At 62.4% G+C, this 22,407-nt stretch carries 18 protein-coding genes and 4 pseudogenes; 5 read left to right on the forward strand and 17 right to left on the reverse strand.

Annotation, left to right across the window (positions count from 1 at the left end):
* Positions 1-81 precede the first annotated feature (81 nt).
* The 4 genes and pseudogenes from HB778_RS37125 to HB778_RS37140 all read left to right on the forward strand — a co-directional run.
* Positions 82-1,002: pseudogene (locus HB778_RS37125) on the forward strand (Mu transposase domain-containing protein); the annotation flags it as partial.
* Positions 999-1,840 (forward strand): annotated as a pseudogene (gene istB / locus HB778_RS37130) (IS21-like element helper ATPase IstB). The pseudogenes HB778_RS37125 and istB, both read left to right, overlap by 4 nt.
* Positions 1,841-1,991: 151 nt before the next feature.
* A complete protein-coding gene (locus HB778_RS37135) occupies positions 1,992-3,035 on the forward strand; it encodes an IS110 family transposase (protein ID WP_183465509.1) in 1,044 nt (347 codons plus the stop codon).
* Positions 3,036-3,411: 376 nt separating this feature from the next.
* Positions 3,412-4,455: an IS110 family transposase gene (locus HB778_RS37140; RefSeq protein ID WP_183465509.1), complete on the forward strand. Its 1,044-nt coding sequence runs from the start codon at positions 3,412-3,414 to the stop codon at positions 4,453-4,455.
* A 315-nt stretch (positions 4,456-4,770) separates the two neighbouring features.
* Here HB778_RS37140 and HB778_RS37145 read toward each other — a convergent pair.
* From HB778_RS37145 to HB778_RS37165, 5 genes and pseudogenes are all read right to left on the reverse strand, one after another.
* Positions 4,771-4,977, reverse strand: a pseudogene (locus HB778_RS37145) (IS5/IS1182 family transposase); the annotation flags it as partial.
* 179 nt (positions 4,978-5,156) lie between these two features.
* On the reverse strand, positions 5,157-6,728 hold the full coding sequence (tnpC, locus tag HB778_RS37150) for an IS66 family transposase (protein ID WP_183454979.1): 1,572 nt from the start codon (positions 6,726-6,728) through the stop codon (positions 5,157-5,159).
* Positions 6,729-6,782: 54 nt separating this feature from the next.
* A complete protein-coding gene (gene tnpB, locus HB778_RS37155) occupies positions 6,783-7,136 on the reverse strand; it encodes an IS66 family insertion sequence element accessory protein TnpB (protein WP_183454978.1) in 354 nt (117 codons plus the stop codon).
* The gene (tnpA, locus tag HB778_RS37160; RefSeq protein ID WP_183455045.1) at positions 7,117-7,566 is read right to left on the reverse strand and encodes an IS66-like element accessory protein TnpA; all 450 of its coding nucleotides are present in this window, start codon (positions 7,564-7,566) and stop codon (positions 7,117-7,119) included. The genes tnpB and tnpA overlap by 20 nt, the downstream gene beginning before the upstream one ends.
* Positions 7,567-7,648: 82 nt before the next feature.
* Positions 7,649-8,060, reverse strand: a pseudogene (locus HB778_RS37165) (IS6 family transposase); the annotation flags it as partial.
* 126 nt (positions 8,061-8,186) lie between these two features.
* On the opposite strand from HB778_RS37165, the gene HB778_RS37170 reads away from it, so the two are divergent.
* The gene (locus HB778_RS37170) at positions 8,187-8,396 is read left to right on the forward strand and encodes a phasin family protein (protein WP_244662087.1); all 210 of its coding nucleotides are present in this window, start codon (positions 8,187-8,189) and stop codon (positions 8,394-8,396) included.
* Between the two features lie 106 nt (positions 8,397-8,502).
* Here the strand turns inward: HB778_RS37170 and HB778_RS37175 are convergent, their stop codons facing one another.
* The 12 genes from HB778_RS37175 to HB778_RS37230 all read right to left on the reverse strand — a co-directional run bounded on the left by HB778_RS37175 (position 8,503) and on the right by HB778_RS37230 (position 22,398).
* The gene (locus HB778_RS37175) at positions 8,503-9,486 is read right to left on the reverse strand and encodes an IS5 family transposase (protein ID WP_183454977.1); all 984 of its coding nucleotides are present in this window, start codon (positions 9,484-9,486) and stop codon (positions 8,503-8,505) included.
* A gap of 212 nt (positions 9,487-9,698) precedes the next feature.
* Positions 9,699-10,400, reverse strand: a complete 702-nt coding sequence (locus tag HB778_RS42280; protein ID WP_244662127.1) for a DUF930 domain-containing protein — start codon at positions 10,398-10,400, stop codon at positions 9,699-9,701.
* Between the two features lie 224 nt (positions 10,401-10,624).
* Positions 10,625-11,866, reverse strand: a complete 1,242-nt coding sequence (locus tag HB778_RS37185) for a cytochrome P450 (protein ID WP_183454976.1) — start codon at positions 11,864-11,866, stop codon at positions 10,625-10,627.
* Positions 11,867-12,515: 649 nt separating this feature from the next.
* Entirely contained in the window at positions 12,516-13,442 is a 927-nt protein-coding gene (locus HB778_RS37190; RefSeq protein WP_244662088.1) for a sulfatase-like hydrolase/transferase, read from the reverse strand.
* Positions 13,442-14,458 (reverse strand): hypothetical protein, encoded by a 1,017-nt coding sequence (locus HB778_RS37195; protein ID WP_183454975.1) that lies wholly within the window; start codon positions 14,456-14,458, stop codon positions 13,442-13,444. The genes HB778_RS37190 and HB778_RS37195 overlap by 1 nt, the downstream gene beginning before the upstream one ends.
* Positions 14,451-15,017, reverse strand: a complete 567-nt coding sequence (locus HB778_RS37200; protein WP_183465510.1) for a hypothetical protein — start codon at positions 15,015-15,017, stop codon at positions 14,451-14,453. The genes HB778_RS37195 and HB778_RS37200 overlap by 8 nt, the downstream gene beginning before the upstream one ends.
* Before the next feature lie 24 nt (positions 15,018-15,041).
* Positions 15,042-15,986: a hypothetical protein gene (locus HB778_RS37205; RefSeq protein ID WP_183465511.1), complete on the reverse strand. Its 945-nt coding sequence runs from the start codon at positions 15,984-15,986 to the stop codon at positions 15,042-15,044.
* Positions 15,983-16,981, reverse strand: a complete 999-nt coding sequence (locus HB778_RS37210; protein ID WP_183454973.1) for a metallopeptidase TldD-related protein — start codon at positions 16,979-16,981, stop codon at positions 15,983-15,985. The genes HB778_RS37205 and HB778_RS37210 overlap by 4 nt, the downstream gene beginning before the upstream one ends.
* A gap of 203 nt (positions 16,982-17,184) precedes the next feature.
* Positions 17,185-17,988, reverse strand: coding sequence for a DUF3050 domain-containing protein (locus HB778_RS37215; RefSeq protein ID WP_183454972.1), 804 nt, complete (start codon positions 17,986-17,988; stop codon positions 17,185-17,187).
* An 11-nt stretch (positions 17,989-17,999) separates the two neighbouring features.
* Complete coding sequence (locus HB778_RS37220) at positions 18,000-19,193, reverse strand: diaminopimelate decarboxylase family protein (protein ID WP_280515984.1); 1,194 nt, start codon at positions 19,191-19,193, stop codon at positions 18,000-18,002.
* Positions 19,190-21,121: a B12-binding domain-containing radical SAM protein gene (locus HB778_RS37225; protein WP_183454970.1), complete on the reverse strand. Its 1,932-nt coding sequence runs from the start codon at positions 21,119-21,121 to the stop codon at positions 19,190-19,192. Before HB778_RS37225 ends, HB778_RS37220 begins: the two co-directional genes overlap by 4 nt.
* A gap of 98 nt (positions 21,122-21,219) precedes the next feature.
* Complete coding sequence (locus tag HB778_RS37230; protein WP_183465512.1) at positions 21,220-22,398, reverse strand: radical SAM/SPASM domain-containing protein; 1,179 nt, start codon at positions 22,396-22,398, stop codon at positions 21,220-21,222.
* Between the last annotated feature and the right edge of the window lie 9 nt (positions 22,399-22,407).

Consider the following 22,407-nt stretch of genomic DNA (forward strand, 5'->3'; position numbering starts at 1 on the left):
GCTCCCGCCCCAAAACTGCGGGGAGCAAATCAGATGAGGCAACGACCCAACATCCGGGAGCAGTTCAGGCGATGCAATGCGCATCGCAGCGACAGCCTCTCGGCGGCATTCCGCAACCTGGACAAGGACGCCCGGGAGGACCTGACGCGCCGCTACGACGAACTGTGCGGCCACTACGGCATGACCCCTTCCCGCAACAATCGCGGCATCGCGCATGAGAACGGCTCCATCGAAGGCCCGCACGGCCATCTCAAGCGGGCGATCGACGACGCGGCTTTGATGAGAGGATCGAGCGATTTCGGCGATCTGGCCTGCTACCGCCGCTTCGTCGACGAGATCGTCAGCCGTGTGAACGCCCGCAATTCCAAGCGCATCGACACCGAGCGCGCCGAGCTCCAGGAACTGCCCGTCCGGCGCACATCCGACTACGAGGAGGTCACCGTGCGCGTCACCTCATCGGGCGGCTTCACGCTGCGCAAGGTGTTCTACACCGTGCCCTCGCGCCTGATCGGCCACCGCCTCAGAGTGCGGCTCTTCGATGATCGGCTGGATATCTTCATCGGCGGCACGCATCTCGTGACGCTGCCGCGCGGGCGCGCCTCTTCAACCGGCAAGCACGACCAGGTCGTCAATTATCGGCATGTCATCCATTCGCTGCGCCGCAAACCGATGGCGCTGCTCAACCTCGTCTATCGTGACCAGCTCTTCCCCCGCGAGGCCTACCGGCGAACCTTCGACATGCTCATGGAGCGGCTGCCGGAGCGGCAGGCCTGCCGCATCATGGTGGATCTTCTCGCCATGGCTCACGAGCGCGCCTGCGAGAGCGAACTGGCCGACCAACTGGATGCCGCGCTGCAGGCGCGCCGATTGCCCGACATGGCCACCTTGCGGGAACGCTTCGCCCCCGATCCCTCCCGGCTGCCGAATGTCGTCGTGCGCCTTGCGCCGCTCAATGCCTATGAAGCCCTGCTCGGCGCCAGCCTGACGGGAGACGCGGCATGAAGACCAACACCACTGTCGATACCGCCAAGCTCAGCCTGCTCCTCAACGAACTGCGCTTGCCGGCCATCAAGCTCATGTGGCCGCAATTCGCCGAACAGGCCGACAAGGAAGGCTGGCCCGCCGCCCGCTTTCTGGCCGCGATCACCGAGCATGAACTGGCCGAACGCGACCGCCGCCGCATCGAACGCCACCTCGCCGAGGCCCGCCTCCTGCCGGGCAAGACCCTCGGCACCTTCGCGTTCGAGGCCGTGCCGATGATCTCCAAGGCCCAGGTGATGGCGATCACCGCCGGCGACAGCTGGCTGGAGAAGGGGGCGAACCTGCTTCTGTTCGGCCCGCCCGGCGGCGGCAAAAGCCATCTCGCTTCAGCCATCGGCCTTGCGCTCATCGAGAATGGCTGGCGGGTGCTCTTCACCAGAACAACCGACCTCGTCCAGAAGCTTCAGACGGCACGGCGAGACCTGGCGCTCGAGAGCGCTCTGGCCAAGCTCGACAAGTTCCATCTCCTGATCCTCGATGATCTCGCCTACGTCACCAAGGACCAGGCCGAGACCAGCGTCCTGTTCGAGCTCATCAGCGCCCGCTACGAGCGGCGCTCGATGCTCATCACCGCCAACCAGCCCTTCGGCGAATGGGGGGAAGGTCTTCCCAGATCCCGCTATGACGCTCGCCGCGGTCGACCGCCTTGTCCACCACGCGACAATCTTCGAGCTGAATGTCGAGAGCTATCGGCGGCGCGAGGCCATCGAGCGAAAGCGAGGGCCAGGCCGGCCGGCCTCATATGCGACGCCCGCAAACGTCAATCCTGATTGACGCGCCGCGACAATCAAACCGATAAAACCTCTTGCGCGCGACAATCAATGCCGCGATCATCAGCATCACCGCGACACCAGATTCTCATCCAGATTGATGAGGTGGAACGGCCCGCTCCGACAGCATCAAGTGCTAACGTGGCCGTTGTTTCAACGCCACCAAGGAGGGACCGTTCCGTGACGCAGATTAACACCATCGGGCTAGATTTGGCCAAGCAGGTTTTCCAAGTTCACGGCGCAGACGCCGAAGGCGCGCCGCTGTTCAACAGGCGGTTGCGCCGGGCCGAAGTGCTGCGCTTCTTCGAGAAGCAGCCAACCTGTCTCGTCGGCCTCGAGGCCTGCGGCGGGGCACATTACTGGGCGCGTGAGATCGCAGCACTCGGCCATGACGTCCGGTTGATCCCGCCGGCCTACGTCAAGCCCTTTGTCAAGCGCGGCAAGACCGATGCTGCCGACGCCGAGGCGATCAGCGAGGCGGTAACCCGCAAGACCATGCGCTTTGTGCCGATCAAGTCGGCCGAGCAACAGGCGGCGGCGATGGTGCTGAGGACGCGAGCTCTGCTGCTGCGCCAAAGAACACAAGTGATCAACGCCTTGCGCGCTCATATGTCCGAATTGGGCATCATCGCGGCTGCCGGCCCGGCGAAGGTGGCGGCATTAGCCGCGATCGTGCGTGACCCGACAGATGCTCGCCTGCCTGCGGCGGCGCGCTTCGCCCTGACGGCCCTTGTCGACCAGTTAGACACTCTGAGCGAACAGGTCGAACGACTTGAGCGCGAGATCGTCACCGAGGCAAAGCATGACGAAGACATGCGCCGTCTGACCACGATCCCGGGCGTCGGCGCGATCACAGCGGCGACCGTCAAGGCGCTGGTTCCCGATCCGGACGGGTTTAGGTCGGGCCGTCACCTTGCCGCTTGGCTTGGGCTTACGCCGAGGTCGCATTCGAGCGGCGGCAAGGAGCTGTTGGGCGGCATCTCGAAGATGGGCAACACGGAGCTTCGATCTCTCCTTGTAAATGGCGCTACCTCGGTCCTGCGCCATGCCAGAAACAACGACAGGGCACTGCCCTGGTTGACCGCGTTGCTAGCGCGTCGGCCCTTCAAGGTCGTCGCCATCGCGCTTGCCAACAAGATCGCGAGGATCATCTGGGCCCTGCTAACGAAGGGCGGGACCTATCGGAAACCTGGTGTGATGGCGGTTCGTGCGGCAAACGCCTGAGGGCAGAGTACCGACACGAGCTACCGGAGAGGAGCCAGGAAGAGGCGAGGTGCATTGAGCAGACGATGATTCCACGGGACGAAATCCCGACGCGGGAGAGGCTTGCGCGACAATGTGCTTCGAGCACGTCAGATTGATCAGCCACCCGCTTCGCGGACTTCATCGAGGCCAGCGGTCATGGGCCGCGCTGAAAGGCCGGACATATGACTGCACCGTTCCCGCGTGATGAAATCGACTAAAAAAGCCCTTGCAACGCGGGCCGTTCCACATATGTCGCGCACCTCTCTTCCAGATTGATGAGGTGGAACGGCCCGCTCCGACAGCATCAAGTGCTAACGTGGCCGTTGTTTCAACGCCACCAAGGAGGGACCGTTCCGTGACGCAGATTAACACCATCGGGCTAGATTTGGCCAAGCAGGTTTTCCAAGTTCACGGCGCAGACGCCGAAGGCGCGCCGCTGTTCAACAGGCGGTTGCGCCGGGCCGAAGTGCTGCGCTTCTTCGAGAAGCAGCCAACCTGTCTCGTCGGCCTCGAGGCCTGCGGCGGGGCACATTACTGGGCGCGTGAGATCGCAGCACTCGGCCATGACGTCCGGTTGATCCCGCCGGCCTACGTCAAGCCCTTTGTCAAGCGCGGCAAGACCGATGCTGCCGACGCCGAGGCGATCAGCGAGGCGGTAACCCGCAAGACCATGCGCTTTGTGCCGATCAAGTCGGCCGAGCAACAGGCGGCGGCGATGGTGCTGAGGACGCGAGCTCTGCTGCTGCGCCAAAGAACACAAGTGATCAACGCCTTGCGCGCTCATATGTCCGAATTGGGCATCATCGCGGCTGCCGGCCCGGCGAAGGTGGCGGCATTAGCCGCGATCGTGCGTGACCCGACAGATGCTCGCCTGCCTGCGGCGGCGCGCTTCGCCCTGACGGCCCTTGTCGACCAGTTAGACACTCTGAGCGAACAGGTCGAACGACTTGAGCGCGAGATCGTCACCGAGGCAAAGCATGACGAAGACATGCGCCGTCTGACCACGATCCCGGGCGTCGGCGCGATCACAGCGGCGACCGTCAAGGCGCTGGTTCCCGATCCGGACGGGTTTAGGTCGGGCCGTCACCTTGCCGCTTGGCTTGGGCTTACGCCGAGGTCGCATTCGAGCGGCGGCAAGGAGCTGTTGGGCGGCATCTCGAAGATGGGCAACACGGAGCTTCGATCTCTCCTTGTAAATGGCGCTACCTCGGTCCTGCGCCATGCCAGAAACAACGACAGGGCACTGCCCTGGTTGACCGCGTTGCTAGCGCGTCGGCCCTTCAAGGTCGTCGCCATCGCGCTTGCCAACAAGATCGCGAGGATCATCTGGGCCCTGCTAACGAAGGGCGGGACCTATCGGAAACCTGGTGTGATGGCGGTTCGTGCGGCAAACGCCTGAGGGCAGAGTACCGACACGAGCTACCGGAGAGGAGCCAGGAAGAGGCGAGGTGCATTGAGCAGACGATGATTCCACGGGACGAAATCCCGACGCGGGAGAGGCTTGCGCGACAATGTGCTTCGAGCACGTCAGATTGATCAGCCACCCGCTTCGCGGACTTCATCGAGGCCAGCGGTCATGGGCCGCGCTGAAAGGCCGGACATATGACTGCACCGTTCCCGCGTGATGAAATCGACTAAAAAAGCCCTTGCAACGCGGGCCGTTCCACATATGTCGCGCTATACTCGAACGCATTTCGATCTTTAATGTAGTTGGTTATGCCTGCGTGACTTGACGCCGGATAGACTCCGGGGGTGCCCATGCCAGCATGCGGTTGAGAACGATGCAACCGATGGCAACCTCGGTCTGTTGAGCCGGAAGAGAGCGTGCTCGCAGGCGCCGTCCGATCAGCCCCTTGTATCGTCCGATGGCTGTTTCGCTCAGCGCCCGCTTGCCGTAGCCGGTGGCTGCCTGCCATTTCAGCGGGCTTGTCGCAAAGATTGGTTTGGGCCGCAATTCCCTTTCGAACAGGGTGTTTTTCACGCTTTATTAACCTTTTGAAGTCCGAAGAGGCGCGCGAGCAGATCGTTTGTAAGCGCTCATTTCCATGCGCGTTGACGCGGCCCGTTTGACCGGGGTCGTTGTCGGCCAGTTGCATCGGATCAAGTAGCGGCGGTTTTGGCGAAGTTGAATGGCAAGAGATCGGTGATGTCGGCATTGTCCGCGCGCTGCGGCAATTCCGTGAGGACGTGGCGCAAATAGGCCAAGGGCTCGATGCCGCATGCTCGGCATGTCAGCATGAGGCTGTAGACGACGGCACTGGCCCTGGCTCCGTCCACAGTGTCGCTGAACAGCCAACTCTTTCTTCCAGTGGCAAAAATCCTGATGTCGCGCTCAAGCAGGTTGTTGTCGATCGGCATCCTGCCGTCTTCGGTGTAGCGCGTCAGGTACTCCCACTGGTTCAGGGTGTAGGACACGGCGTCGCCGATCTTGCTGTCGGGCAGGACCTTCGGGGCTATGTCGTCGAGCCATGCCTTGAGAGCGTTCATGATGGGGACGCTGTGTTGCTGGCGGAAACGGCGGATGCATTGATGTCGCGTTTCGCCCTTGTCCGGCTTTTCGTTGCGCGTCTGGCTTTCAATCCGGTAGAGCTTTTCGAAGAACTTCAGCGCCTGCTCCGGCGGGCCGCCGCCTTTCTTTCTGGTCTTCAGTGCATCGACGAAGCGACGTCTGGAATGGGCCATGCACCCCAGATGGGTCGCTCCTGCCAGCGTGCGCCAGGCGGTATAGCCATCGCTCATCAGGATGCCGCGGTAATCACCGAGGAAGGCCTGCGGATAGATCTGGCCGCGGCCGGGCTGATAGTCGAGCAGCACGATCGGTTCGTCGCTGTCCTCTCCACTCCGATACGCCCACATGAAGGATGTGCTGGTGGCTTCCCTGTCCTTTTCCTTCAGGACCTGGACCGTCGTCTCGTCACCATGGATGAGCGGTTGTGACCGAAGCCGTAGCTTCAGGGCATCATAGATGCGGGAGAGATGCCTCTCGCTCGATCCGATCACCCAATGGCCCAGAGCGCCGCGGCTGACGGGAACGCCGGCACGCTCGAAGGCCTGGGCCAGACGGTAGAGCGGCGTGCCATCGACATATTTGTGGACGAGCGCAAAGGCCAGCGTCGAGGCCGTGGCGATGCTGCCCGGCAAGGGCTGCGCGGGCATCGGGGCAATGACAACAGGCGTATTGATGCCGGTCCGGTCGCAATGGCGGCATGCATACTTGAACCGCACATTCTGCAGGACCTTCGCCTTCACCTCGATATGGAGCTGCTCGGTGACGGCCTCACCCATGCGATGCATCTGGTGGCGGCAGCAAGGACAGGCCTTCTGACCGTCGGCAAGGTCATACTCGACGCGCTCGCGCGGCAGGTGTTCCGGCAGAGGCTTGCGGCCACGCTTCTTTCCCTCCGGCTTTTCGGTGGACGGAAAGCCGGTGTCCGGCAGGTCGACGACATTGCCATCTTCGCTGCCGGCGTCGTCTTCATCGGCAATCTGTTCGGCTTCATTGAAGAGGCGATCAACGTGCTTTTCGCTCTTCGGCGCAAAACGATGCAGCCGCGCTAGCGCCAACTCTTCCTCGAGCTTGGCCACGCGTTCTGCGAGCTGGCGGTTCTGCGCCTGCAGCGCAGCAATGCGCGCCATCAACTCCTCAACAGTCGGTTCGCCAGGTCGATTCATCGTAGTTTTGAATCTGAACCGCACCGACGCGTCAACCGCACAATTCGGGAGCCGTCAGCCCGCAACCTGATATTGCCGCACCGGATGGCGCACCATTGCGTCGATGTCGATGCCGTCGAGAATCCAATGGAGCTGCTCGGTCGTCAGCGTAACCACCGCCGTCTCCCGGCGCGGCCACCGGAACTTGTCCTCGGTCAGCCGCTTTAGAACCAGCACGAAGCCGGACCGGTCAAAGAACAAGAGTTTCATCCGGTCGCGACGGCGATTGCAAAAGGCAAAGACCGCAGGCGCAAACGGGTCGAGCTCCATCACCTCCTGAACCAGGACCGCAAGGCTGTTGATGCCGGCGCGGAAGTCGATCGGTTCGCGATGCAGGTAGACTGTCAGGTCAGCGCCCAGTCTGAACATGACCCAGTGCTCCGATGATCGCCGTCAATGCATCCACATCACCGCATTCCAGCGTCAACTTCACGCCGTTCGGCAAAGACGCGCTCACCTTGGCTGGGAGTGGCGACGACTTCGACAGCCGCTCTTCACCACGCGTGGCAGGCCTCTCTACCGAATTGCCCTGCATAGGCAGGCTGTACTCCGCGGCGCTGACTTGAACTGGAATGAACGCCGACGGCGCAGGTGGCGGCAAAGCAACGGCGTCTTTGGTCGTCTTTATCCACTTCCTAAGAAGGTTGGCATTGATCCCATGTTCAAGCGCAAGTCCCGATACCGACACGCCAGGCTCAAGGCAGGCCGCAACGAGCCGCTCTTTTGACGCCGCGTCGTACCGCCGGCGGCCGTTACGCAAAATTCGCCTCACCAGCAGTTTCTGTTCATCGTCCTCAATCACGTGGTGTCCACCTCCAAAGTGGACACTTCATGCCAAAACACGCTCAATGGAAAAAGGTGCAGAGAAATTCGCGCTTTCGCTCATCCTTCAACATCTTGCGGAAGAAGCGCTTGGCGGCGTCGAGGTCGCGCCTCGCGGTGAGCAGGAAGTCCACCGGATTGCCGTGCTTGTCGATGGCGCGGTACAGATAGCGCCACTTGCCGCGAATTTTCACGTAAGTCTCGTCGATCCGGACCGATCCGCAATGAGGTCGGCGGAACTGGCGCAGCCGCTTCTCGATCATCGGCGCATAGGTCAAGACCCAGCGATTGATTGTGCTGTGATCGACCTCGAACCCGCGCTCTCGGAACATTTCCTCAAGGTCTCGGTAGCTGAGAGGATAGCGCAGATACCAGGACACCGCCTGCACAATCAGCCATGCCTCGAAATGCCGCCCCTTGAAATCATCCTTCGACTGGCTTCAGCTTCTCGGCAACAGCATTCAGAATCATCGGTACGCTCCACAACATTGGGAGCGCGATTCGCTCGTCATATCGTCAATACACAGTTAAGGGTCCGAATTTGCGACAAGCCCCAAAACGGTCGGTGCCGAACTGTCGCTGAAGACGATCGCTGCATTGCGGGCCAATGCCGAGGCAGACCTCTCGCATCTACAGGCGTTGGTTGGCGCCAAGTTGCCGTCCCAAGTTATCGCGCTGCAGTCGAGCTTCTGGCGCAAGCGGGTCGAAATGTATGTGGAGCAGGCCAAGGAATTCCAGGCCCTCAGTGTACCAAGGGAGTGGCCGCCGTCACCAAGCCGATCAAGGACGCCTTGGACAGGGCGCTGACCGACGCCAAGGCGGCATGATCGTCCCGGAAACCAGATGGGTGGTCCCCTTGGGCGTTGGTGCGCGGATATGAAATCGAACGCATTTCGATCATTAATGTAGTTGGTTATGCCTGCGTGACTTGACGCCGGATAGACTCCGGGCGTGCCCATGCCAGCATGCGGTTGAGAACGATGCAACCGATGGCAACCTCGGTCTGTTGAGCCGTAAGAGAGCGTGCTCGCAGGCGCCGTCCGATCAGCCCCTTGTATCGTCCGATGGCCGTTTCGCTCAGCGCCCGCTTGCCGTAGCCGGTGGCTGCCTGCCATTTCAGCCGACCGTCGCTTGCGATTGCGGCAATGTGCTTGTCCCTTTGACCAGGCGGTCCGGCATCACCGCTTTCCACCGCCGTGGAACGCGGTGGAATGACGATGTTCGCGGTTGCGCTGTGCTGCAGGATAGACCGATAGGTTGGCTTGCCGTCATAGGCTCCGTCGGCTGTGAACTGGTCGATCTCGCCGTCGATCTGATCGAGCAGCGGTGCCACCTGGGAAGGATCATCCGTGTCCTGATCTGTCAGCCTTTGGGCAATGATCGCGCCACTTTTGGCATCCACTGCCAGATGCAGCTTGCGCCAGTTGCGACGTGATCTGGCGCCATGTTTCTGCTCCAGCCATTGCCCGGCGCCGTAGACTTTCAATCCCGTGCTATCGACAAGCACATGCAGCGGGCCGTCCGGCTGCGGCGGGTTTCGTCGGGCTGATGGCTCCCACTTCTGTGCCCGACGGCTCAGCGTCGTATGATCTGGAACTGGGACTTTCAGCCCCATGAGATCCAGCAGCGAGTGAAGCAATCCCTCGGTCTGGCGCAGCCGCATTGCGAAGACGCAACCCAGCGTCAGCGCTGTCTCAATGGCGAGATCGGAATACCGGGCTTGGCCGCCGCGGGTCTTGCGTCGCGGAGCGCGCCATCCCGCCAGTGCCTCCGGCGTTACCCATAAGGTCAGGCTACCACGCCGGCGCAGACCTGCTTCGTAGTCACGCCAATTCGTCACCCTGAATGTCATCTTTCCGACGTGATGACGACGATCTGCGTTGTGTTTGTACGGCATGGCACTCAAATCAAGCTGATTTCGATCCTGCCTGCCTATCGCCAAACCGTTGACAAAGGATCCATGCACCAACGCTGGTCGCGATGGTACGGGCTATCTCGACAATGCGCTAAACACGACGCTTTACTTCCGCAATCTCGAGCAGTCGGAGAAGGTGGGGTCGGCCGGTAGGGGGCGAAATGACACTCTAAGCATATACAGTGACTTCGACCTTAGTCGGATGGACCGTCGCCGACGGGAAGCGAATGCGTTTCCCACTCGTTCTTGGGGATTTCCGCGCCCAGCGAGAATTCGAAGGCAACCACCCTTTCCAAATCCTGGGTTACCTCGCATCTGAACTTGATGTCGTACCAATGCCGTTTGCTTCGGAGCGCCGCGCCGTCCGCCTGGAGTGTAAGACCGGAAAGCTTTGTGTCGGCCATGGCGTAGGCGACGACGAAATCCGGCTGGAAGTCGGACTTCCATATACGGACCTGTTCCATAGCCTCGACGTTGCAGAGTTGGATGATACGATCATCCGTGCCCAGTTGTCTCAGCGCAACCAAAGCTTCCTTGCTTCGCGGGTCTGCCAGCACTGTCGCTGAGAATAACTCCTTGGCCCGAACCATACCGTCTCCTTGAGGGGCCGGCTCGTTGGCTATCGCTGGTTTTGTATCTTGCTCAGGTGCCCGGTCAATCGGTGCAGGCAACGCGATGGGCTTGTTGTCGTTTTGAGTAACAGTGGGCTGTGCGGTTACTGCAGCCTGGGGGTCACTCAGGATTTCGACGGTGATGCTTTGCTCGGTTGGCGGAGGCGGCGATTGCCTGGTCGGAGAAAGTCCAAAGGCCAAGATGGCGAGCAGGTGCAACGTCACTGAAATTGCAAGGCTCAGCGCTATTGCGTTAGGGGCATACCGACCATCTTTTTCCTGCATCGGCAAGGCTATAGCTCTGATGGCCGTGGGCCTGGACCAAGCTCAGATCGACGTCTGCGACGGTGTTCTTGCTGATACCAAGGTCGCGGGCGATGAGCTGCGCCCTTCATCAATAAGTGCCAGGGGGCTGTCCTCAAACTCGAGCCATTGGCGCCGAAGTGCCCTGGAGGGGCCGTCGGCAATAGGCATCGGCACATAAGGATATTGTCAACTACGCAAAGGCTTCAATGGATCATATAGCTTCCAAAAGTCAGCGGCATCCTACGGAGGCCGCGATGATTGAAGTGACGCCGCCAGACGACCTCACCGGTGAGACGCGGCAGCGGCAGCTGTCGCAGCAGCGCCTCGAACCCGATCGCCAATTCCATGCGGGCGAGCCGCGCCCCGAGGCAGAAATGCTCGCCGTGACCGAAGGCAAGATGATCGATATTGGCGCGGTCGATGTCGAAGACGTCGGGCTGCGGAAAACGTGCCGGATCGCGATTTGCAGCGCCGAGGATCAAGACCACGCGATCGCCGGAAGTGATCTGCTGTCCGCGCATGTCGACGTCGCCCGAGGCGACGCGATCGAGCCGCATAAACGGGCCATCGAAGCGCAACATTTCCTCTATCGCGCGGTCCAGAAGACACGGATCTTTGCGCAAACGCTTCATCGCATCAGGTCGTGTGAGCAACGCGAGCATGCCATTCCCGATCGTCGCTCGCGTCGATTCGTGGCCGGCGAACAGTAGCAGAGCGAGCGTTGCGCGCGTCCACTCCCGGCCGAACGGAGGCTCTTCAAGTGCAAGCAGACGAGTGAGCACGTCATCCTCGGGACTGCGGCGCCGCAGGTCCAGCAACGCATCAAAATAGTCACTCATTTCCGCAATGGTGGTCGTCATGCCATCGAGGGTCTCCGGCCGTGAGGCCCCCAACTCAAAATAGGCCGTCATTCGGCTGAACCAGGTGAAAAGACTCGCGTGATCCTCGGGCGGAATCCCGACCATCGCGGCGATCACCGCAACGGGCAATGGTTGGGCAAAGTCCTCAATGAAGTCGCCGCCGCCCGCCCGGAGCATGCGATTGATCAGTTGATCCGCAACCCGCTGTATCTCGCCAGCAATGCGGTCGACCGCTGGCTTGGCAAACAGCTTATTGAGCGGCACACGCCGCTGAAGGTGCTTCGGCGGATCCATATTCATCAACCACTCGGAAATGAAGTCGTCGATCGGCGTCATGCGCTGCCGCAGTTCCAGGGGCATACGGTTAGTTGCCACTGCACGGCGCGCGGCGCTGGCGAAGCGGCGATCGGAAAGCACCGAATTCGCGTCGTCGTAGCGGGTCAGCAACCACGACTGGATCGGCGCACACCAGTGAACCGGATCCGCATGCCGCAGCATGTGATATATTGGATAGGGATCATCGAAGATGGCAGGCTCGAACAGACCGAAGGGGTCTTCGAGAGGAGTTACGAGGGCAACCGGCATGTCCGTCTCCATATTCCATGCAAAGCGCTGGTTCAATCAATCTGGCTGCTCGTTCGAGTCCCTGTCCGAGAGCCGCCGGAGCTTCCCCTTGCAGGCAATTGCGCGAAAGCCTGCCGCCGCGAACATCGCGGGCACGCCGGTCCAGACGAAAGCACCGGGTAACGTCTGGCTGGGAATGGCGGGAATGGCCGGATAGCCTTCCAGGCAGCTCGCGCCCTCAACGAAGGCAAAATCGCAGGTTCGAGTAGGCGCGATCCGACTCCCAAGCCGCGCCATTTCGTCTGAATGGAGAACCATGATGGGCCGGGTTCGTGTGGTCGCTCCCGCGCTAAAACCGCAGAAAGTCCTCGCAGGGGCCGACGCGAGCCCATCCGCCCGGTGCCCGCTTCGCGAATGCAAGCAGGTCGTGGATCCGGCCGTCGGCGACCAGCGCATGAAACTGCGGCCGCGCCTGCGGCCCACTCACTGCATGCGAGCTGCGTCCGCCCTTCTCGACACGCCAATACATGCGCCAACATCCGGTCGCGACCTGTGATCCGAAAAGACTCTCGATCAGCCCCCATGTCCTCAGGCGCAACGGTATTATGGCTGTTTCGGTGTCCGATGCCGACATAGCGCAGATCCTCGAGGCTGATCGCATGCAGAAACATCAGAGATAACCAAGCTGCTTGAGCCTACCCAGCACTGTGGCTTCCAGTTCATCGCGGCCAATTTCGCCGCCGTTACGACGTGGATTACGGCCCTCGACGAAGAAGACCTCGAATACCTTTTCATGCATGACCGGGCCGTGACCAAAATAGCCGCCTTCGCCAAACAGCTCGCCGTGATCGGACGTCACCATGAACCAAGTATCCGGCGGCGCCATCTCGATCAGCTCGCCGATCACACCGTCCAGATACTCGATGCACTGTACCTGCTTGTTCCAGAGTGGCCGCAGACGATCGACGTCGAAACGATCCGCCGCGCCCTCGCCGCGCGATGCCTGCGGTTCTCTCACGAACTCGTCCATGCCACGCCATACCCCGTGTACGCCGGGGATGTGGGGCAGGTCACCGGCATTTTCTCCAGGCAAGGCATAGGGATAATGCGTTTCGCCAGCGTTGATGAACATGAAGCGCGGGCCTCCGTCGAAGTTCAGCCGGCCGATGATGGCGCGAAGATCGTTGTGCACCGGCATCAGCTCGAATATGTCGAAATGGGGTGCGATCAGCGTCTTCGGATTCAGCACTGGCATCGACACATAGGCCTCGGTCCGGTAGCCGAGGCTTCTGAGGAACAGCGGCAACGACAGCGTCGGTGCGAAATCTGCGAATGTGATCGCGTCTTGCCTGTTGCCACCGATGCGGGTCTGCCAGAGCGATAAATCTCGGCGCTGCGCATCGGACGACAGCACACCCGGCTCGTTGGCATGGGGCGGCAGCCCCATCAGGAAGGTATGATGGCTGGGTGCGGTCCAGCTTGCATAGCTGTAGCGCTTCTGTGCCCGGCCGATACGGTCGATGGCCGGCGTATGCGCGGCCTCGAAGCAGTCATAGCGCGCGCTGTCGAAGATAACCCAGACGATGTGGTTCACCATCACGCCTGCCCCTTGGTCAATTCGTCCGTGTGGTCGAGGAGGCAGAACGCGCGCAGGAATTGCACGAACCGCCGCTCGCGGCCGCTCGCTTCGCACAGCGCACGGGCGAGGATCACGGCGTATTCGCTCCGATCGAAGCCGAGCGATTTGATCAGTACGTCGCGGGCAAATCCGAGCGCGTCGAGATGCGTCGCCCAGCGATCGACCTCGGCGGCGAACAGCGTATCGCCGAGCAGCTGCGCAGTCCGGCGCAACAGCGCCAACAGGTAGGCCCGGAGCCCGACCTCTGCCCGAAGGTGCAGCGCAGCCGCCCGACGAACCTGCCACGCGCCGTCCCCCTTTGACATTGCCTCCGCCACGATAACCCGAAACCGCTCAATGGCGTCGGCGCTTGCTGTCGTTTCGGCTTCATGCGCAAGCTCTGCGATCGCCGTCATGGCTCCGTCGACCGTCCTGGACCTGGCATCCGCCGCGAGCGCGAGGGTCCACCAGCGGCGCTTCAGCTCGACACCGGCATAGAGCGGCTCGCGGACACGGTCCTCGGGCACATCTGATTGTCTGGCGCGATCCAACATGGAGATTGGAATGGACCCAGTGTAGGTCGGCGGCCAAGGATCGAGCACATCGACCGTTCCAGCGGACCGGTCGATCCGCGTGGCGAGAATGGTCCTTGCACTGTGCACCCTGCCATAGGCCGGACGATACGGCAGTTCGTGACTATCCACCGCGAGCACGACCGGCTGTCCAAGCTCGAGACGCAGGTAAGCGAGTTCGGTTGGATCGGACTCCGCCGCCACGAGCTCCAGCCCCGCATATGCCGCGACGCGTGCGCCGAGCAAGTCCCATCCGCCTGGCACGTCGAACTCGGCTATTGACGCCGCATCGGGATCAAAGCGGTTGAACGACCAGACGCTCGCCAGCATGAACTCACTCGGCACGCCAAGGAGGGCATCGAGAATCGTCTGCAGATTTGCCAAGGGACTCGGCACCAGGATCGGTGCAATCGAATCAGACATAGCCGCCCCCATTCTGCAACATGGTCACCGCCATCACATGGGCAAGCGGGTTGGGTTCAATTGTCAGCGTCACCGGCCAGAACGGGGCTAGCAGAGGGACCGTCGCGCTGAACATCGCCGGGCATAGATGGTCAAGTTCGTAGTCGCCAACATAGTGCAGGTGGCTGGCGCGCCAAGTCGCAGTGCGGGCGGGAGCCCCCCGCGGCAAGAGCCAGTTCGGGAGCTGCACGCGAACGCCGACGACCGCGCCGAAGCGGTCCGTCAACCGCAACATCAAGGTCTGTGGTCCGAGTTCGCCAAATCCCAGCACACCGAGCGCGTACCCAACTGCAACCACACCGATCTCAATCCGCTGTCCAAGCGCTTCGACATGGTCGGGGGCACCGGGCTGCTTCGCGACCAGCTGGTAGGTCACGCCGCCGACGATGATGGGGCGACCGAAGGGCACATCCTCAGCCGGGAAGCTGTTACCCCAGATGTTGACGCAGCCGGCTGACCTCTCGCTGTCGAACGTGGCCGCGCAGGCATTGCAGTGCGGTGCGAGGTCGATCGCATGCATCGTCATCCTCGCACCTTATCAAGCTTAGATCCCTGCGGCAGCCGGCCAACGAGCAACGACGGAGCCAGCCCGAATATGTCGCCTTCGATCGGGTCGCGCACGCATGCGGGAAGCGGCGGCGAGACTGCGCCAAGGGCGGCTTCGAGCAATTGCGACACGTCCCAGCGGATGGATAACGGCCCACTGCCCCAGCCCCCCTGTGGGCGAGCGCAGGTACCATCTGCCGATCCAATTCGACGCGGTTGTGGTCGGCTCCCCCTCGGCGACCAGCGTGTCGATCACTAGGGCGACCGGCGGATTATCGACTGCGGCCGGATGGTAGAGCGCTAAGTTGCGGCGGTTGACATTGTACAGCGCGTTGAGGGGACGTTGCCAACGTTCACTGCGCTGGAGCAGCAAGAAGGTGGCATCGTCGACCACGCCGGAATTGGCGGTACCAAGCGGTCGCGTCGCGCCGTCCTCCCGGTGCTGGGGCGGATAAGGTGAAGTCGATGTGTCGATAATACTCAAAGGTGCGAGGGCGCCGGCACCGGCCGGCCCGCGCGGGGCCAGCACACCATCAATGGCGAAGTCCACCAGCGCAAGAACCGCGGACGGCCCGAGCACCATAGCTGCGTGTTGCGGACGTTGCGACCATTCCAGTTCGTCGGTCGTCTTGGGGTGGTCGAAGTCTATCTCGTCGATCTCCAGGATCGCGCCATCGAGATGAACAACTGTGTAGGTCCGTGTCTGTCGACCCTCCCGCACGATTCCGCACTCGGCGGTGACCGCCCGGCTCCGGCTGACCGGTACTCGACTTTGCCACCGCGCCCACGCCGTCCGCGCCGGTCCGTCGCAATCGCGCGGATCGATGCTGCAGGACCGAACGTCGGCGGCGGCTCCGTCGATGACGAGGCGATGGCTGAAATGGCTTGTCGCCAAGCCGTCCGACGTGCGCGCAAACACCACGCTGCGATCGATCTGATTCATGCGACAATCCTCAATCGCGACAGCCGCATCGCCGGCGCCAAGGTGCCGACATCGTAGAGAATCTGGCCATGCTTGCCGCACAGGGCGTTAGGGTTGAGTTCGCTCTCACGGGCACGCGCCAGACAGCCGGTGAGTACATCGACGCGCTCCTCCACCCGACCACCGGTGAAGAAGCGGCCAGTGGCGCGCCCTGCGGCGACAACTTCGCCGAGCATGATCCGTGCCTCGACGTGGAGCCCGCGCGAAAAACCGTGCGACAGGTGATGAATAATGACGCCGCTGCCCACTCCGTCGACGAGCTCCTCGAACGAGTTGGTGCCGGGCGACACGATCAGATTGGACATACGGGGAATCGGTGGCAGCGTGATCTGTGAAGAGCGCGCGTTCGCGGTTGGCAATTCGCCCGCCGCTGCCGCCGATGCGCGACCATGCAGCTGGCGCACCAGCACCCCGTTCTGCAGAATCCGGGTGGCTCCCGTTGCGACGATCCCATCGTCATCGACATCGTAGCGCGCGGCAGCGCCACAAGTCGGATCATCCAGCACCTCGAGATCATCCGCCCCCAGCCGGCAGCCGAGTCGGTGACGCAGATCGATTCTCGGGTCTGCAGCACCCTCCGCGAAATGTCCGATCGCCTCGTGCGCAATCAAGGCTGCGGGCTGGGAAGCCAGAACGGCCGGGCCATCGCAGGACACGGTGGGTTGGGCCATTCCGGCGCCGCGCGCGACCTGCACGAGACGCTGCCGCAGGGCGCCGCCTTGCAGGCGCGCCAGTCCATCGCCCGTGCCACTCCATCCCACCGGCATGAACCGGCCGTTGGCCAGATGCAGCCGCCCCGTGAGCGCGAATACGTCGACGGGACGGCGGCACCAGCCGGTAAAGGGCTCCAAGACCCAGCGCTGCGCAGCGACTCGGCTGTAGCGCAGTGATGCCGGCAGTCCGACCGCGGCCGCAAATTCCGAGAGCCTCAGACGTGCCGTGTCCGGCGGCGTCACGGGCGGCCTATCGACATTGGGAACGCCCCACTCCGCCGGAGGCGGACCGCTGTGCCGCCCCACGCCGGCTGCCTCGGTACCCTCGCAATAGGCTGCGAACCGCGTAGTCTGCAGCACCGGACTTCCGTGCGGCCAGGCCAGGCCGACCGTGAGAAGTGTACCCTGCTCGCACGCCCGCTGCATCGGCATCGCGCCCCGAGGACTCAGGCAGCCACAAGGCCGGGAACACCGAGCCGTCGCAGCGAAACCTCGCTCGATACGGTGCTCCAGAGGGTGAGGCGGGCGGCTAGAGCGGCATGCGCCGCATCTGCCGCCTGTTCCCATCTCCGCTCGTCGTCGCCGCACAATTCCGCAAGTATCGCCACGGCCATCGGTCCATGCGTGTCCTCGTCAAGCCCGATGTGACGATCGAGATAGACCTGAAACGGCGTCAGCGAGCTGGATTGCTGCCGCGACAGGGAATCGACCAAGGTGCGAAACATGCCAGGGATTGCCTCCTCTCGCCCGAACGTGAACGCGGCAGCAATCTGATGAAGATTGTCCGAGGCGATGATCTCGAAGGTCTTGCCGACAAAGGCGCGCGCGCCGACGGGGGCGGAGCAGCTGGCCAGCGCGACAGCCACTTCGGCGCCATCGCGAAGCGCCTTCACGAAGGTATCGATCGGCCGGGTGTTCGCACCGGCCGCCAGCATGGCGGAACGATAAAGCTCGAAATGGCTTGTCGCCTCACCATCGATCAGGTCGGTTTCCTCTTCGAGCACGACCTCGTTGATCAGTCGCCTCATGCGCGGCGAGCCAACCGGCAGCCAGGGAACCTCGACGCAACTGAGGCGCCGCTGCAGGCTCTTCAACAGCGACATGAAATCCCAGACAGCGAACACATGGTGCTCCATGAACACGCGTACGTCCTCGATGCAACTGAGCGCCGCATAGACTTCATGACCTACAAGTTGGTGACGCGCCGGTTCGAGCCGACGCAGTAGACTGTACATACCGAGTGCCGACATGCGACTTCCTTTCAATCTGCGACGCTGAGCAGAGCGGCTTGCTCCGGCCTAGCATTGTGGCGAACCGTGGCGTTGAGGGCGATTTCCGCAGGCATTTCCTTGCCTAGAAAACGGGTCACCATCGAGCGGCAATATGCACCCGCATGGTGGAATGCGATCAGATCCCCGACTTCCGGTTCAGGTAGCGTTACGGCGCGGGCGAGAAAGTCGCGGGAATAGGTCGAATTGCCAGAGAGCCAGACCGGACGATCGGCAAGCGCGCGTGGACGCTCGCCGGTCATGATCTCGCATGCATGGTGAGCCCGGTCCGGATAGACCAGCGGTCGCGGAAATTGGGCGACGCTCGCGCTGGTGCCGGCGAAGATTCGATCTGGACGCCGCTTGATGTCGACGACCCGGGCGAAGAACCAGCCGATTGGCGCGACCAGCCATCGTCCCGGCTCGATAACAAGTTCAATCGGACGGCCGAGCCTGCTTTCGAGTTCGGCGAGCTCGGCGGCAGCCAGCCCTCCATAGGTTTTCAGGTCGAACTCTGGTGCGTCCGGGTCCTCCGGGACGCCCAGACCGCCGCCGCTGTCGACATAGCTCAGATCGGGCAATGATGCCGCGACGCGTACGAGCCGGCGCAGCCCCTCCGCCAGCGTCTCCGGGGCCATGATGTCGGTGCCGAAATATGAATGCACACCGCAGATCCGCAACCTCCGAACGCGCTCCACAGCCGCATTGAGCTCCGCCGGCAACAGGCCGAAGCGATAAGACGGCTCGTTGCCTATCTCCGGTGTGTCTATAGCGCTGCCGACATTGACGCGGACGCCGACCGCAGTGCCGGGTGAGGCGAGCGAATCAAAAGTCTCGACCTGCGCCAACGAGTCCAGCACGAGGTGGACGCCGCACGTGTGGCAATGGCGCATCTCGGCCGCCGTCATGTTGCTGGACGCAAAGATGACCCGATTGGGCGTGAAACCAGCCGACAACGCCAGCGCCAGATGGCGGGCTGAATTCACGAACACGCCATGTCCGGCGGCCGCAATCTCGCAGAGGACCTGCGGATTGTCGTTCGCCATCGTAGCGAAGTGGATTCGCTTGCGGCGTACCGGCAGCGCTTCCAATCGCGCCAGACGCTGGCGCAACACAGCGAGATCATAAACATAGACGGGACCATCGAAGCACAGCGCGTGGGCGAGGACGTGGGACGGAACGGTCATGACGGTATCACCTCCTTCAACAGCCTTCGTTCGAGCAACGCATGAACGGTGTCCAGCCCGCACTCGGTAGGCCCGCCTCCACGTCCGGCAGCATCGATCAGCGCGGCGCGCGCGAGTTCGCCGGCCTTTCGTGGCCGCTGCGCACATTCGAGGATCCGGCGGGCGCGATCGCTGATCATCATCGTGTCGACTGCGCCGCTCGATCCGCGCGCGAACAGCACCCATTGCGGCAGAACAACATCGTTGGCCGGCTGCGCATGACCGGCGATCAACCCGCCGATATCGACCGCGAACGCCGCTATTAGGTAATGCCTCGCTTGCCCAAGGATGGTGTCGCTGCTCACCTGCGTCGGACGCTCGGTGTCGTCGAGTGAATTCGCCGGCAACGCCGCGGCGGCAAGTTTCACGGCCTCGTAGCGCAGGAGTTCGCCGAGCCGTCCATCGGCGATGCCGAGTTCAGCAAGTTCGCGGGCCAGGAAGTCAATCAGATCGCCGGCGTCGCCGTGATGGCGGCCCCGCCATGGTCGCTCCGCATTACGTTCGGCGATCCAATGCGTCCAGCGCATCAATAGGGTCATCGGTGCATCGTAGTGCGGCAACAACATCGGCCAGAGCCGCTTGAGCAGCACGAGATGGGGTGAAATCTCCTCGACGGCGGCGACGAGCTCCGACGAAATGCCCGCCGTCGCGTAGCGGAAATGTCCGACGAAGATGTGGGGATTTTCACTGATCGTCCGGTCGGCTTCCGCCGCCGCCTCGGCGGCGAGTGGAAGCTCGAGGCATTCGGACCGCCGCCCGATCAGCTCTTGCGCGCGAGCGAACATCGGTGCCCCCGGGAACGGACAAAGCGTGAAGATGTGCGCGCGATATCCGCCGACTTCTAGAAAGTCGAAGAAACGCGTGAGGGTGTCCGAGGCCGATTCGGGCGTCTCCTCGGGGTAACCGAGAATGAAGCCAGTAACCGGACGAATGCCGACAGATGCCGTCGCGCGCACGATGTCGCGTGACCGTGCGAGATCGAGATCCTTGTCGATCACCGCCTGCATCGCCTGGGAGCCGGTCTCGATGCCGTAGTAGATCTCGACACAGCCGGCTTCGGCCATGTGAGCGAGCAGCTCCGGGTCGATCACGTCGGTGCGGGTCGAGCAACTCCAGGTGACGCCGAGTTCGGCCGACTTCATCGCATCGCAGAAACGATGTGTCCATTTGGCGTCGCAGGTGAAGATGTCGTGCGAGAAATTGACGTGACCACGACCCCAGCGGTCGCGCAACAGCCAAATCTCCTCCTGGATACGCGGGATCGACTTCATCCGATAACGACGCTCCCAGAACGGAGCTGTCGCGCAGAACGAGCACTTGAAGGGACAGCCGCGGCCGACGTCTAGATAGAGTGCGGCGTCCCTAATCCCAGAGTAGGCGGCGAAATCCGGGATCGGCAGCGTGTCGAGATCCTCGATCACTTTGCGATCGGTATTATGCGCGACATCCAAGCGATCACGCCAGGTCAGGCCGGCGATGCCGGACAACGTCACCCCACGCTCAAGCGCACAGATGGCTTCTGCGAACGTCTCCTCGCCTTCGCCGCGGACAACGAAGTCGATCGCCTCGAAACGCTGCAACAGCGGGCGGGCGAGCGGTGACGATGCCGGGCCGCCAAGGCCAACGATCGCGCGCGGCGCCCGTGCCTTGACGCGGCTGGCGATCGCAACGGTGTGGTGGAGCGAGTCGGAGTCGGTCATAAGCCCGACGAGATCGGTGCCGGCGCCGACGATCGCGTCCGCGAGGTCATCGTAAAAGTCCTTGCTGTTCTGGATCTGCCCGGCATTAATCAGCGTGTTGACTTCGACCACGTCCACGGCCGCGCTCGGGCAGGCGGCATGACACGACGCCTTGAGCGACAGAAGACCGACCGGCACGAATGCCTGCATGACATTGATCGGATCGCCTGGCCGGGCGTCAAAGCGACGTGCACCATGGTCGAGATGAAGGCTGGTTGCGAGCGAGATACGCATCGATTTCTTTCGCCTCAAGCGCTGACGGGTGGATCCGAAACGGTTTGCGGAGCACGCACCGGTACGGCCGGCTCCGCATGGATGCTGGCCTTGAACAATTCCTCGCGCCGCAGGATGCTAGCCTTCTGGAAGTCCGTGCTCCCGCAGCCGTCGAGACGGCCGTGGCGGACGCTGGAACTACCAGGACAGCGACCGGTGCAGAAATACTTGCGATCAGCGACCGCGCAGCCCTTGCATGTGCTCTCGAAGGTGTCCCAGGTGATGGCGCGGATGTCCCACTTGCCTTCCCAGATCTCGGCAAAATCGCTCCAGGCCACATTGCCGGCGCATAGGACCTTGTTGCCGGAACAGGTGCTGCAGGGATAAACGTCGCCGTTGGAATTGACATATGCGATGCCCCGGCCGCTCATGCAGCGGCGGGTCGCATAAACCATCGTCAGCAGGAAATTAAACACCTTGCCGGCGCACAGGCCGAGCTTGGGATCACGCACGCGCTCCCACTCTTCCTCCGTCATCCAGAACCGGGCGGCTGCTTCTACGTCCTGGCTCTGGTTGAGCAGGTGCCCGTGGAGCTTGCCGCGCCCCATCTCGACGAACGGCACGCTGCGCAGGCTGAGATCGTTCTCGATCGCCCAGTCGATAATGTCCTGCAGCTGATGCACGTTCTGGCTGGACGTCGTCGTCATTATCGACGTGTTGAATCCGGCCTGTTTCATCATCAGGAGCTTGCCCTTGGCGAACTCGAAATCGCTGAGGCCTTTGCGTGCGCCCTGCCCGTGCAGATGGTCGATGCTGACGCTGATGATCACGTCGTCGCGCGGGATCGCCGACAGCATGCGCTCGGTGATCGGCATGCCGTTAGTGGCAATCCCGACCACGAAGCCGAGGCTGTGCGCGTGACGGACAATTTCGAGGAAATTCCGATGCATCGTAGGCTCGCCACCGGTCAGGATGACGGAGAACACCCCCATCCGCGCCCATTCGTCGAGCAGGGCGAGAATGCGGTCCGTGCGCATTTCGCCCGCGCGCGCCACCCCGCCTTCGACGAAGCAGTGAGGGCAACGAAGATTGCAAGCGCGGGTGAGCTCCAGCCATGCCATCAGCGGCGCCGAGAAATGAAAATCCGTCGCCACTTCGAGCCGAGGGAGGCGATAGCCCGAACAGCTGGCGTAATCGGCGCCGGCCTCCAGCAAAGGCGCCGC

The sequence above is a fragment of the Mesorhizobium huakuii genome, assembly GCF_014189455.1.
GTDB classification, from domain to species: domain Bacteria; phylum Pseudomonadota; class Alphaproteobacteria; order Rhizobiales; family Rhizobiaceae; genus Mesorhizobium; species Mesorhizobium huakuii_A.